Consider the following 12,907-nt stretch of genomic DNA (forward strand, 5'->3'; position numbering starts at 1 on the left):
GGCAGGTCCCTGCATCCGGCGTTCAGCCTCGCGGCGCGGCAGGCCCGATCCGGCCAAGATGGGTGAAGCCGAAGCCGTCGGTGTATTTCAGGCCGTAGCCGACCAGCCGGTCGACGCCGATATGGGCGAGCCAGATGGTGGCGAGCTGGGTCGCCAGCGGCACGCCGAGCGCCAGTCCGACCGCGAGCAGGGCGGTCGGCAGCAGCGTGGCATGCGCGGCGTTGTACACGGCCGCTCCGATCCGGGAGCCGCCGAGATAGCCGGCAAAGCTGAGGTCGGGCCCCAGGAAGAGGGCCGCAAACAGCCACCACGAGTCCCCTCGATGGGCGTAGAAGGCGATTGCCGCGGCCACCAGCACCAGCCCTTCGAGCCGCAACAGCAGGCGGACGCCGCCCCGCACGGCGCCCCGGGCTGCGTCGTCAGCCGGATCGGCAAGGCTTGGTCGAGCGGCCATATCCATGATTCTGCTTCCAATTCCGAACTGTGGGAGGAGGGGCGGCCCGTCCGAAAGCCGCTTTTCGCCTCCGAAATAGCCGTGTTAGAAGGCCGCCAACACTCACGAGATCGGGAATGGGCGGGACGCGCATGAAGGACATCCTGGACACCTTGGAGACGCGGCGCGCCGGCGCGCGGCTCGGCGGCGGCGAGAAGCGCATCGAGGCGCAGCATGCCCGCGGCAAGCTGACGGCCCGCGAGCGGATCGAGCTGCTGCTCGACAAGGGCAGCTTCGAGGAGTTCGACATGTTCGTCGAGCACCGCTCGACCGAGTTCGGGATGGAGAAGACCAAGGTCCCGGGCGACGGCGTCGTCACCGGCTGGGGCACTGTCAACGGCCGCAAGACCTTCGTGTTCGCCAAGGACTTCACCGTGTTCGGCGGCTCGCTGTCCGAGACCCACGCGCTGAAGATCACCAAGCTGCAGGACATGGCGATGAAGGCGCGCGCGCCCATCATCGGCCTCTATGACGCCGGCGGCGCCCGCATCCAGGAGGGCGTCGCGGCGCTCGCGGGCTATTCCTATGTGTTCCGCCGCAACGTGCTGGCCTCCGGCGTGATCCCGCAGATCTCCGTCATCATGGGCCCGTGCGCCGGCGGCGACGTCTATTCGCCGGCCATGACCGACTTCATCTTCATGGTGAAGAACACGAGCTACATGTTCGTGACCGGCCCAGATGTCGTGAAGACCGTCACCAACGAGGTCGTGACCGCGGAAGAGCTCGGCGGCGCCTCGGTGCACGCGACGCGCTCCTCGATCGCCGACGGCGCGTTCGACAACGACGTCGAGACCTTGCTGCAGATGCGCCGGCTGATTGACTTCCTGCCCTCGAACAACACCGACGGCGTGCCGGAATGGCCGAGCTTCGACGACATCGAGCGCGTCGACATGTCGCTCGACACGCTGATCCCGGACAATCCGAACAAGCCCTACGACATGAAGGAGCTGATCCTGAAGGTCGTCGACGAGGGAGACTTCTTCGAGATCGCGGAAGGCTTCGCCAAGAACATCGTCACCGGCTTCGGTCGCATTGCGGGGCGCACCGTCGGCTTCGTCGCCAACCAGCCGATGGTGCTGGCGGGCGTGCTCGACAGCGATGCCTCGCGCAAGGCGGCGCGCTTCGTCCGCTTCTGCGACGCCTTCAACATCCCGATCGTCACCTTCGTCGACGTGCCGGGCTTCCTGCCGGGCACCGCGCAGGAATATGGCGGCCTGATCAAACACGGCGCCAAGCTGTTGTTCGCGTATTCGCAGTGCACGGTGCCGCTGGTCACGATCATCACCCGCAAGGCCTATGGCGGCGCCTTCGACGTCATGGCCTCCAAGGAGATCGGCGCCGATATGAACTACGCCTGGCCGACGGCGCAGATCGCGGTCATGGGCGCCAAGGGCGCGGTCGAGATCATCTTCCGCGCCGACATGGCGGACCCGGAGAAGATCGCCGCGCGCACCAAGGAATACGAGGACCGCTTCCTGTCGCCGTTCATCGCCGCCGAGCGCGGCTACATCGACGACGTCATCATGCCGCACTCCACCCGCCGCCGCATCGCCCGTGCGCTGGCGATGCTCCGCGACAAGAAGATGGAGATGCCGGCGAAGAAGCACGACAATCTGCCGCTCTGAGGGGGAGTGACGAAGTGGGAGGGCAGTGCACCGGCGTGTCGCCTTCGTATTTGACGAAGTCCGGCGACCGCAGCGCGCTGCCGCCGGAGCGGCGCGGCAATCTGCGCCGTTTCCGCCCACTGGCGTTAAGCTTACGGCTTAACTAACCTTTAACGATGGGTTTGCGGGAACTGGGCCGCTGGCCTAGCATTTATCGATCGCTGGTGGGTCAGAAGAGTAGGGTCACGTATCATGGCTGTCGGAACATCGGCATATCGGAATTCCAGAGTTCTGGTCGTCTGCGCGGCAGCCGCCGCGCTGATGTTCTCCTCCGAGGCCGCGTCGGCCCAGTCCGGCGCCGCGGTGGCTGCGCCCGTTGCCGCCGGTCAGGCGGGGCCGAGCCAGGTCGTCCCGCCGGCGCTTGGCGCGCGGCCCTTCGTCCGTCACCACCGCGGCTATCGTTCCTATCTGCCGGCCGCCGGCGCTTTCGCCTATGGCGGCCCTGGCGAGCCCGTGCCGCAGCAGATCCCCGAGCACACATCGGCCGACGTGCGCTACACTTATACGTATGACGTCCCGTGGGACTGGGTTCACCGCTATCCGCCGAATGTCGTGCCGTCCGATCGCCCCTATGTGTCGAGCTGTCCGATGCAGACCGTGACGGTACCGGGCCGCCGCGGCGGCGATCACTCCGTCACGATCACGCGCTGCTACTGACGTTTTGAGCCAGCTCAATGCGATCCGTGTGAACAGGCGCTAGATTTTATTGAATACCGACCGGCTTCGCTCGCGCGAGGTCGCGAGGTGACGAGGCCCGGACTCCTAGGCACTCCGGGCCTCGTTGATTTTGATAGTCTCCCGTCATCGCGCGGCGATGATCGAGACGACGGCAAGGTCGCGTTTTTGATCGTGCTCCGTGACGACACCAACACGGACCGGAGGCAACTCGACGCCGTCAGCCATCTTCGTCGTACGTGACGCGGACGCGTGAGAGCTTCGTGCTGGCGCAGGCGGTCGAGGAGTGATCGGCCGGCGGCGCGCACCAAGATCGGCGAAGGTGGCAGAGCCATGGTGGTGTCGCGGGCATGCGCCAGTTCAGCTCACGTTCAGGTGATCGGCCGAATACTCACTTCATGCTCTGGCTCGTGGATCATGGAGGCGTGCGATGGAACGACGGAATTTCCTCAAGCTGGCATTCGGGCTCGGCTGCGCGGCGGCGGCCGGCGCCGTGCTCCGCACCACCGATGCGGTCGCTGCGCCGCTCTCGCCGTTGCCGCTGAACGAAGCGGCGCCTTCAGCAAGGGATCAGCACGTCGAGCGCGCGGTCGGTTCGCAGGATGAGGCCGATCGGCTCGCGCCGGAGCAGGTTCGCTGGGGGCATCACGGTCATCATCACGGACACCATGGTCACGGCCATCATTGGGGCTGGCGCCGGCGGCATTGGGGTTGGCGGCGCCGTCATTGGGGCTGGCATCACCATCATCGGCACTGGCGCCGCCGTTGGCACCGTCGTCACCACTGGTGATGTCGGCACAGCTGCCTCATGACAAGCGCTGCTTCCGTCGCGAGTGGGGCCTCCGGCGCGTTCTGCTCGCCGTCATTGAACAGAGGCAGCAGGCTGACCGGGTACGGGGTAGGGAAGCCTTCGAGATTGATGCCGTAGGGCTCGCGCGGCGTTGTCCTCTGCGATGCGGTGCTCGCTTTCGCGGCGATTGTCGCGCCCGGCGAAACGGGACATGGAGATTCCAGCAAAGACGGGAATGAGATGGTCGTTCCGTGCCCCGCGTTGGTTTTGGCCGCAAGGCAGGAAGGCGCTGCGATAAAGAGCGCGTGATCGTCAGTCTTCGGCCGGACCGAACAGCGCCGCGAAATGCTTTTCGCCGGCGCGGCTGAAATTCACCACGCGGCTGCCTGGGGTGGCATCGCGCGCCGCCCATTTCAGCTCGGTGAAGCGCTTCATCAACGCTGCGCCAAGCGTGCCCGCGAGATGATGCCGCCGCGCGCTCCAATCGAGACAGGCCTTGCAGACGGGCCGGCGGGGATGCGCCAGCATTTCCGGCGAGATCCGCAGATGCTGCGCCAGGAAGTGTTCGCCGTCCTCGGTCAGCACGATCTCCTGCTTGCGCCGGCGCACCAGCTTCTGCCGCGTCATGCTGTCGAGCATCTGCACGCCGAGATCGCCGGCGAGGTGGTCGTAGCAGATGCGCGCGCGCCGCAGCTCCGGCTCCTTTGGTCCGGTGCGCACCCGCATGTGGCCGGCGCGCGCGGCGAGGCCGGCCAGCTTCTCCAGCACGTCGGCGACGTCGGGATCGGCGAGCCGGTAGTAGCGGTGACGACCCTGCTTCTCCGGCTCGATCAGGCCGCCGCCTTCGAGCTTGGCAAGATGCGAGCTCGCCGTCTGCGGCGTCACGCCGGCCTCCTGGGCGAGCTCGGTCGCGGTCAGCGCACGGCCCGAGAGCAGCGCAGTCAGCATGTTGGCGCGGGCGGGATCGCCGACCAGCGCCGCCACCATCGCAATGTCCGGACCTGATTTCATACTTCGATGCTAGACGAAGCATTCTCGCCCGGCAAGCGGATAGTGTCGATGATACAGAACTCACCGGAGGTTGTCATGACCATCACCGTCTTCATCCGCTATCGCATCGATCCGTTCAAGCGCGACGTGTTCGAGGCCTACGCGAAGCGCTGGCTGTTGATTATTCCCCGCTGCGGCGGCGACCTGATCGGCTATTTCATGCCTCACGAAGGCACCAACGACATCGCCTACGGCCTGATTTCATTCGACAGTCTCGCGGCTTACGAGCGCTATCGCGCGACCTTGCGCGGCGATGCCGAGGGCCGGGCGAACTTCGCGCTGGCCGAGGAGCACAAGCTCATTCTGGGCGAAGAGCGAACATTCTTGCGCAATGTCGTGGCGGCGCAATGATCGCGGCTCTATGCTGCCACACAACGCGACGATGCATGGGAGGATGACATGACGGTGACCAACACGGCGGACAAGCGCGCGGTCTTTCGCAAGTTGCACGAGGCCGGCTGCTTCGTGCTGCCGAACCCGTTCGACATCGGCACGGCGAAGATGCTGCAGCATCTCGGCTTCAACGCGATCGCCTCCACCAGCGCCGGGTTCGCGTGGTCGATTGGCAAGGCGGACACCAAGGTCGAACTGGATGAGGTGCTCGCCCATTTGAAATCGCTCAGCGCCGCCGTCGACATTCCCGTGAATGCCGATTTCGAGGGCGGCTTCGCCGATGCGCCGGAGGGTGTGGCGGCCAACGTCACGCGCGCGGTCGCGACCGGCGTCGCCGGCCTGTCGATCGAGGATTCCACGGGCGACAAGGATGATCCGCTCTATGAGCGCGCGCTCGCCATCGCGCGTATCCGCGCGGCCCGGCAGGCCATCGATGCGACCGGCGCCGACGTGCTGTTGACCGGCCGCTGCGAGGCGTTTCTCTGGGGCAAGCCCGACCTCAAGCTCGTGACCGACCGCCTCACAGCCTATGCCGAAGCGGGCGCGGATTGTCTCTACGCGCCCGGGATAAAGACGATCGAGGAGATCACTGCGGTCGTGAAAGCCGTGGCTCCCAAGCCGGTCAACCTTCTGATCGGCGCTTCCGGCCTGTCGTTGGGGCAAGCCACTGAGCTCGGCGTGCGCCGCATCAGCGTCGGCGGTTCGCTGGCGCGGATGGCCTGGGCCGGCTTCATCCGGGCGGCCAAGGAGATGGCCGAGCAGGGCACCTTCACCGAACTGGCCAACGGCTATCCCGGCGGCGAGCTGAACAGGATCTTCGGTTGAGATCAGGCTGCGCGCCCGGCCTCCCGCAGATCCCGATCTCATCCGCCTGTAGAAAAGCCGCGGACTCTGCCGCGGCTTTTCAGTCTGAGTTCGCGGAAATCGCTTAGTAGCGATCCGTCCCGATGCCGACGCTCACGCCCGGAGCGCGGAAGCCGATGCCGCCGCGGTCTTCATAGCCGCGCCGCTCGATGTAGCGCTCGCGCGGAGCGTACGCGTAGGAATCGCGATCTTCGCCTTGAATGATGACGCGGCGTTCACTGCGCTCGCGCCAACAGCGGCCTTCCTCGTTACAGACCATCCGGACGTTCTGGATGTCGCGTTGCGGGACCGCCGAGGCTGCGGGAGAGATCGGTGCCGCCGAAGCGGCGGTCACGGCCAGCGTGCTTGCCGCGGCTGCGATAGCTATGGAGAGAGCTTTCATTACGTATCTCCTGGGTGAGAGTGTCAATGAGCCAATCGGTTCGCGCTGCTATGGTTCCACGGCGGCCCTCGCACACTTCGCGTAATTTGTTGGAGGACTCGCCAAAAAAGCGGCGGCGGATGATTGCTCACCCGCCGCCCAGGAGTGAGACCGCTGATTGCCGTCCGCGAGACTACTTGACGGCGTTGGGCTTGTCGCTCGGGGCCGCCGGCGGCGGTGTGGTGCGATCTCCCGCGGCGCCGGTCGTCATGCCGGTCGAGGTGTTATCTTTGGTGGTCGAGGCCGATTGCGAAGCCGGTGTGGTGCTCGCCTGGTCGTTGCGCATCGACATGTTGTTCAGGCCGTAGAACACCGCGCCGAGCAGGATCGCGATGCCCAGGGCATAGGCCGCGATGCGGCCCGTCGAGCTGGAGGCGTTCGTCGGCTCGAGATTGGGCTGCAGCCGGTTGTCCACTGGCGGCGTGCGCTCATAATCTGTTCCCGTCATTCCAGCCCCAGTGATGTCGGGACGTGTGGACATGTCGGGACGGTTCATGCCGTCGGGATAACGTTCGTTGGGAAGCCGTTCGTTGGCCATCTCATCCTCCTGGTGATTGTCACCTGACAACCAGGGCGGCTCCGGGCCGTTCCGCGAAACCTGCGCGAATCCCAATTTGTATCGTTGCACGGCGCGCTAAGGTTCCTCGCGAGCATTGCGATTCTCGTTCTATTGGAACTTCTGGAGTTCACCTCATGTGGAACCTGCCGCCCGGTGACAGCGTGCTGCATCTGTTGACCTGGGTGGCGCTGGCGGCGCAGGCGATGACGGCCGCGCTGGCGGCGGGACGCCGCAGCATGGACTGGATGGGCGTCTGCTTGTTGGGGGCGATCACCGCGCTCGGCGGCGGCACCTTGCGCGACGTGCTGCTCGGCCACTATCCGCTTGCCTGGGTCGAGCGGCCGTCCTTGCTGCTGCTGACCGTGCTGGCGCCGTTCGTGACGATCGCGATGGCGCGCCTGGTTCACAGGCTGACCATGGCGTTCCTCGTTCTCGATGCGGTCGGCCTCGTCGTGTTCACGATGACGGGCTGCGACATCGCCTGGCAGATGAACGTGCCGATCGGCATCGTCATCGTCGCCGGGATGATCACGGGCTGCGCCGGCGGCGTGCTGCGCGACATCCTGTGCAATGACGTGCCATTGCTGTTTCGCGCCGAGCTCTACGCCAGCGTGTCCCTCGTCACGGGCCTGGTCTATGCGACCGGCTTGTCGCTCGGCATCGCCAGCGGATGGTGGACGGCGCTGACCTTCGCGCTCGGACTGTCGTTCCGGCTGCTCGCGATCCGCTACAAATGGAACATGCCGCGCTTCGTATTTGCGGGCGACGATCGGGGATGAACGGCGGCGGTCTTGTCGCATCGCACAATTCGTTTGGTGCCGGAATCGCGCCGGCCACAACGCTTCAGTAACCGTCCGCCGAGCCGCCAAAGCCATGGCACGCATCATCCCATTTCGCGGCGGCGGGGGTTTTCGACACAAACCGCAAAAGCCGCGGCCGGCTCCCGCCACGAAATTGCGATTTCGGTTGGCTGCCCTGCGCAAACGAGATTTGTGATGCGCATTCTTCAAAAGCAGACATAAATGATTGGCAGAACGCGCGCTTCCGCCGGCCGGCGGCAGCCGCGCACCCCGGTAAAGCACGGCAAGAGGGCGGAATGGGACTCAACGAGAGCGAGATCAATCTCGACCAGAAATACACCGCAAGCTCCGGCCACATCTTCCTGACCGGCATCCAGGCGCTGGTGCGGCTGCCGATGGCCCAGATCCGGCGCGACCGCGCCGCCGGCCTCAACACCGCCGGCTTCATCTCCGGCTATCGCGGCTCGCCGCTCGGCGGCTACGACCAGCAGCTGTTCTCCGCCCGCAAGCATCTCGAGCAGTACAACATCAAGTTCCAGCCCGGCGTGAACGAGGACCTCGCGGCGACCGCGATCTGGGGTTCGCAGCAGCTCGCACTGTCGCCCGGCGGCAGGTATGACGGCGTCGTCGGCATCTGGTACGGCAAGGGCCCCGGCGTCGACCGCTGCGGCGACGTGTTTCGCCACGGCAATGCGGCCGGCTCCGCCAAGAACGGCGGCGTGCTGTGTCTGGCCGGCGACGACCACGGCGCCAAATCCTCCACCGTGCCGCATCAGTCCGACCATGCCTTCATCTCGGCGCTGATGCCCTATCTCTACCCGTCCTCGATCCACGAGATGATCGAGATGGGCCTGCTCGGCATTGCGATGTCGCGCTATTCCGGCTGCTGGGTCGGCATGAAGGTGATCACCGAGACGGTGGAGACCACCGCCGAGATCAACCTCAACGACGAGATGACGCCGTTCGTCATTCCCTCCGATTTCGAGATGCCGCCGGGTGGTCTCAATCTGCGCTGGCCCGACGATCGCTTCGACCAGGACCGCCGGCTGCAGGACTACAAGGGCTTTGCCGCGATCGCCTTTGCCCGCGCCAACAAGGTCAACCGCATCACGATGGACTCACCGAATGCCCGCTACGGCATCATGGCGTCCGGCAAGAGCTATGAGGACATCCGTCAGGCGCTGCGCGAGCTCGGCATCACCGAGGAGGTCGCGGCCAAGATCGGCTTGCGGCTCTACAAGATCGGCATGCCCTGGCCGCTGGAGCCGGAAGGCGTGCGGCAGTTCGCGGTCGGCCTCGAGGAGATCTTCATCATCGAGGAGCGCCGCGAGATCGTCGAGAACCAGGTCAAGCAGGAGCTGTTCAACTGGCGCGACGACGTCCGCCCGCGCATCGTCGGCAAGATGGACGAGCACGACAAGCGCTTCCTGCCGTTTGCCACCGAGCTTTCCGTCGCCTCGCTCGCGAGCTCATTGACGGAGCGTCTTCTCCGCCTCGACCTCAATCCCGAGATCAAGGCGATGCTGCGCGCCAAGGCCGACTGGTTCAACGGCCGCGACGCCTCGCAGATGCAGCTGATCTCGCCGGTGGCGCGCACGCCGTATTTCTGCTCGGGCTGCCCGCACAACACCTCGACCAAGGTGCCCGAGGGCAGCCGTGCGCTCGCCGGCATCGGCTGCCACTTCATGTCGCTGTGGATGAACCGCAACACCGAGACCTTCACCCATATGGGCGGCGAGGGCGTGCCTTGGGTCGGCATCGCACCGTTCACCGACGAGAAGCACATCTTCGCCAATCTCGGCGACGGTACCTATTTCCACTCCGGCAGCCTCGCGATCCGCCAGTCGATCGCCTCCAAGGCCAATATCACCTACAAGATCCTCTACAACGACGCGGTTGCGATGACCGGCGGCCAGCGCCATGACGGCGATTTGTCGCCGCAGCAGATCACCTTCCAGCTCCATGCCGAGGGCATCCGCGAGATCTATCTGGTCTCGGAAAATCCCGACGCCTATCCGGCCGACAGCATCGCGCCCGGCGTCAAGCTGGCGCATCGCGACGAGCTCGAGAACGTCATGAAGACGCTCCGCGAGACCAAGGGCGCCTCGGCGATCGTGTTCGTGCAGACCTGCGCCGCCGAGAAGCGCCGCCGCCGCAAGCGCGGCACGATGGAGGATCCGCAGCGCCGCGTCTTCATCAATCCGGCCGTCTGCGAGGGCTGCGGCGACTGCTCGGTACAGTCGAACTGCATCTCGGTCGAGCCGCTGGAGACTGAGCTCGGGCGCAAGCGCGCCATCAACCAGTCCTCCTGCAACAAGGACTATTCCTGCGTGAAGGGCTTCTGCCCGTCCTTCGTCACGATCGACGGCGGCAAGCCGCGCAGCCGCGCCCCAGCCGAACTCGGCGACATCGGCGTGATGCCGGAGCCCCTGACCAAGCCGTCGCTGGAGCGGCCCTACAACGTCGCGGTCGGCGGCGTCGGCGGCACCGGCGTGCTGACGATCGGCGCGCTGCTCGGCATGGCCGCCCATATCGAGGGCAAGGCCTCGATGATCCTCGACATGTCCGGCCTCGCGCAGAAGGGCGGCGCGGTGCTCAGCCATGTGCGCCTGTCGGAGAACACCGCCGATGTGACCTGCTCGCGTATCGTCACCGGCACGGCCGATCTCGTCATCGCCGCCGACGAGGTGGTGGCGGGCGCCAAGGAGACGATCACGCTGTGCGATAGCGCGCGCACCCATGGCGTCATCAACAGCCATCTGATCCCGACCGCCGATTTCGTCCTCAACCGCGACTTCAATTTCCAGAACCGCAAGGTGACGAGCCTGCTGGAAACGGCGCTGCACAAGGACTCGAGCTTCCTCGATTTCACCAAGCCGGCCGAGGCGCTGCTCGGCGACAGCATCGCCACCAACATGATGATGATGGGGTATGCCTATCAGAAGGGCCTTCTGCCGCTGTCGGCGGAGGCGATCGAGAAGGCGATCGCGATCAACGGCGTCGCGATCAAGATGAACACCGAGGCGTTCCGGCTCGGCCGCCTCGCGGTGGTCAACCCGGAGCGGCTCGCCGACATGATGACCGGCAAGGACGAGGCGGTGCCGCCGAAGTCGCTGGAGGCGATGACGCTCGACGAGATCATCGCCCATCGCATGGCCTTGCTCACCGGCTATCAGAATGCGCGGCTCGCCAAGCGCTACCGCAAGCTGGTCGATCAGGTGCGAGAGGCCGCCGACAAGGGCGGGTACGGCGAGGCGCTGCCGCGCGCAGTGGCGATCAATTATGCCAAGCTGCTCGCCTACAAGGACGAGTACGAGGTGGCGCGGTTGTTCTCCGACGGCAGCTTCGAAAAGCAGCTCCATGACGCGTTCGAGGGCGACTACAAGGTCTCGTTCAACCTGGCGCCGCCCATCCTCAATTCCGGCCTCGATCCGCAAGGGAGGCCGAAGAAGCGCAGCTTTGGGCCGGGCATGATGAAGATGTTCCGCCTGCTGGCGAGGCTGAAGGGCCTGCGCGGCACGCCGCTGGACGTCTTCGGCTATGCCGCCGAGCGCAAGATGGAGCGCGACCTGATCGCCGGTTACGAGAAGGACGTCGCCACCGCGCTGAATCTGCTGTCGCCCGCCAATGTCGAGATTGCCGTCGAGCTGCTGTCGCTGCCCGATCGCATCCGCGGCTATGGTCCCGTGAAGGAGAAGGCGGTGAACGACGCGAAAGCGCGCTACGCCCAGCTCGCCGCCGACCTCGCCAATCCGCCGCCAGCCCCGCGACAGATGGCGGCGGAGTAGGGCGCTACGAGCCAAGTTCGTAGGGTGGGCAAAGCGCAGCGTGCCCACCATCTCCCTCCGCAGGGAGCGGCCGTGATGACGATTGAGCGTATGGCAGATGGTCGATTTGCGCTCACTGCAGCGCCCAATGAGCTGATCGCATTGGGAAACTGCTTGAACGAAGTGTGCAATGGAATCGAGCTGTTCGAGCTCGAGACCAGGGTGGGCACAAGCAGAGAAACACTTGCTGCGATGCTGGCGGCTATTTTGTCTGCACAGGATCGCCCTTAGCAAGTCAGGTGGGCACGCTGCGCTCTGCCCACCCTACGACGTCTGTCCCGAGGGCGAACACTCAATTCGTCATCCGCTCCCGGCTCATGCGCAGCGTTACGACCAGGCCTTCGTCGGACCAGTCGAAGGCGATGGTGCCGCCGAGCTGGGCGTTCACGCTGCGATGGATCAGCTTGCTGCCGAAGCCTTCGCTGGTGTCGGCCGACTTCGGCGGCCCGCCGCGCTCGGTCCACGTGATCGCGACCTCGTCGTCATGCGCGCTGCATGACACGTCCAGCGTGCCGCTCGAAACCGACAGCGAGCCGTATTTCGCCGAGTTGGTCGCGAGCTCGTGGATCACCAGCGCCAATGTCGTGCTCGAGCGTTCTCCGACATTCATCTTGGGCACCGACACACGGATGCGGACGCTGGCGCCTTTCTCGTCATAGGGGGCAAGCAGCACCGAGACGAGATCGCCGAGCAGGGCTGCTTGGTTCGTCCCGCCCGGCCGTGGACGTATCAGGTCCTGGGCACGTCCGAGCGCGATCAGCCGGCTGGCCAGCTCGTGGGCCATGTCCTCCTTTGTCGCCGCCGTGCGCGACGTCATCTGCGTCAGCGCGGTCGCGATCGTCAGCAGGTTCTTGACCCGATGGCTCATCTCGCCCGCCAGCAGCTCGTTGGCTTCTTCGGCCTGCTTGCGCTGGGTCACGTCGAGAAAGATGCCGAACATCAGCCGATCGGCGATGTCGGCGTCGTCGCCTTGGCCGCGGGCGGAAATCCAGCGGATCTCGCCGTCAGCGAGAATGCGAAAATCGATCTCATACGGGCCGACGATCGCCCGCGTCGCTGAAAACGCCGATCTCACCCGTTCCAGGTCGGCCGGGTGAATGTTCCGGGACAGCACCTCGAATGTGATCCTGGTGTGGGTCTTGGAAACCTCCCACAGCTCATAGGCGCGCTCGTCCATCGTGATGGCGTCGGTGTCGACGTTCCATGACCACAAGGCGACGCCGGCCGCCTTGGTTGCGGCGCGCAGATGCTTTTCCTGCCAGATCGGCATGCGGGCTTCCTCGGCAGGCATCGTATCGGCAGGCATCGTATCCCCTCATCGCTGCTCCGCCCGGTTTGACCTCGCGTGTCCCGCATCGGCAGCCATGTCTG

At 65.5% G+C, this 12,907-nt stretch carries 13 protein-coding genes and 1 pseudogene; 8 read left to right on the forward strand and 6 right to left on the reverse strand.

From position 1 onward, the window contains the following. Positions 1-22: 22 nt before the first annotated feature. Positions 23-460, reverse strand: a complete 438-nt coding sequence (locus QX126_RS10825; RefSeq protein WP_315780850.1) for a DUF4260 domain-containing protein — start codon at positions 458-460, stop codon at positions 23-25. Positions 461-585: 125 nt separating this feature from the next. On the opposite strand from QX126_RS10825, the gene QX126_RS10830 reads away from it, so the two are divergent. The 3 genes from QX126_RS10830 to QX126_RS10840 all read left to right on the forward strand — a co-directional run bounded on the left by QX126_RS10830 (position 586) and on the right by QX126_RS10840 (position 3,622). Continuing rightward, positions 586-2,118, forward strand: a complete 1,533-nt coding sequence (locus QX126_RS10830; RefSeq protein WP_315776609.1) for an acyl-CoA carboxylase subunit beta — start codon at positions 586-588, stop codon at positions 2,116-2,118. Positions 2,119-2,349: 231 nt separating this feature from the next. Next, the gene (locus QX126_RS10835; protein ID WP_315780852.1) at positions 2,350-2,814 is read left to right on the forward strand and encodes a hypothetical protein; all 465 of its coding nucleotides are present in this window, start codon (positions 2,350-2,352) and stop codon (positions 2,812-2,814) included. A 448-nt stretch (positions 2,815-3,262) separates the two neighbouring features. After that, positions 3,263-3,622: a twin-arginine translocation signal domain-containing protein gene (locus QX126_RS10840; RefSeq protein WP_315780855.1), complete on the forward strand. Its 360-nt coding sequence runs from the start codon at positions 3,263-3,265 to the stop codon at positions 3,620-3,622. 62 nt (positions 3,623-3,684) lie between these two features. Here QX126_RS10840 and QX126_RS10845 read toward each other — a convergent pair. Together QX126_RS10845 and QX126_RS10850 are read right to left on the reverse strand one after the other, a co-directional pair. Continuing rightward, positions 3,685-3,810, reverse strand: a pseudogene (locus QX126_RS10845) (alpha/beta hydrolase); the annotation flags it as partial. Positions 3,811-3,934: 124 nt separating this feature from the next. Beyond that, positions 3,935-4,633 carry a winged helix-turn-helix domain-containing protein gene (locus QX126_RS10850; RefSeq protein WP_315737631.1) on the reverse strand — a complete coding sequence of 233 codons (699 nt, stop codon included), beginning with the start codon at positions 4,631-4,633 and terminating at the stop codon, positions 3,935-3,937. A 75-nt stretch (positions 4,634-4,708) separates the two neighbouring features. On the opposite strand from QX126_RS10850, the gene QX126_RS10855 reads away from it, so the two are divergent. Together QX126_RS10855 and QX126_RS10860 are read left to right on the forward strand one after the other, a co-directional pair. Next, positions 4,709-5,023, forward strand: a complete 315-nt coding sequence (locus QX126_RS10855; RefSeq protein WP_315780857.1) for an NIPSNAP family protein — start codon at positions 4,709-4,711, stop codon at positions 5,021-5,023. 48 nt (positions 5,024-5,071) lie between these two features. Next, positions 5,072-5,890 (forward strand): isocitrate lyase/phosphoenolpyruvate mutase family protein, encoded by an 819-nt coding sequence (locus QX126_RS10860; protein ID WP_315780859.1) that lies wholly within the window; start codon positions 5,072-5,074, stop codon positions 5,888-5,890. A gap of 103 nt (positions 5,891-5,993) precedes the next feature. Here the strand turns inward: QX126_RS10860 and QX126_RS10865 are convergent, their stop codons facing one another. Both QX126_RS10865 and QX126_RS10870 read right to left on the reverse strand, forming a co-directional pair. Continuing rightward, positions 5,994-6,311, reverse strand: coding sequence for a hypothetical protein (locus QX126_RS10865; protein WP_315714522.1), 318 nt, complete (start codon positions 6,309-6,311; stop codon positions 5,994-5,996). Between the two features lie 172 nt (positions 6,312-6,483). After that, positions 6,484-6,888, reverse strand: a complete 405-nt coding sequence (locus tag QX126_RS10870) for a hypothetical protein (RefSeq protein ID WP_315780861.1) — start codon at positions 6,886-6,888, stop codon at positions 6,484-6,486. Positions 6,889-7,043: 155 nt separating this feature from the next. Here QX126_RS10870 and QX126_RS10875 point away from each other — a divergent pair, with 155 nt between their 5' ends. From QX126_RS10875 to QX126_RS10885, 3 genes are all read left to right on the forward strand, one after another. Next, the gene (locus QX126_RS10875; RefSeq protein ID WP_315737635.1) at positions 7,044-7,688 is read left to right on the forward strand and encodes a trimeric intracellular cation channel family protein; all 645 of its coding nucleotides are present in this window, start codon (positions 7,044-7,046) and stop codon (positions 7,686-7,688) included. 317 nt (positions 7,689-8,005) lie between these two features. Beyond that, the gene (locus tag QX126_RS10880; RefSeq protein ID WP_315780863.1) at positions 8,006-11,497 is read left to right on the forward strand and encodes an indolepyruvate ferredoxin oxidoreductase family protein; all 3,492 of its coding nucleotides are present in this window, start codon (positions 8,006-8,008) and stop codon (positions 11,495-11,497) included. 75 nt (positions 11,498-11,572) lie between these two features. After that, complete coding sequence (locus QX126_RS10885; RefSeq protein WP_315780865.1) at positions 11,573-11,767, forward strand: hypothetical protein; 195 nt, start codon at positions 11,573-11,575, stop codon at positions 11,765-11,767. 61 nt (positions 11,768-11,828) lie between these two features. Here the strand turns inward: QX126_RS10885 and QX126_RS10890 are convergent, their stop codons facing one another. Continuing rightward, positions 11,829-12,806: a sensor histidine kinase gene (locus tag QX126_RS10890; RefSeq protein WP_315780981.1), complete on the reverse strand. Its 978-nt coding sequence runs from the start codon at positions 12,804-12,806 to the stop codon at positions 11,829-11,831. Positions 12,807-12,907 lie beyond the last annotated feature (101 nt).

The sequence above is a fragment of the Bradyrhizobium sp. SZCCHNPS1003 genome, assembly GCF_032381555.1.
Taxonomy (GTDB): Bacteria; Pseudomonadota; Alphaproteobacteria; order Rhizobiales; family Xanthobacteraceae; genus Bradyrhizobium.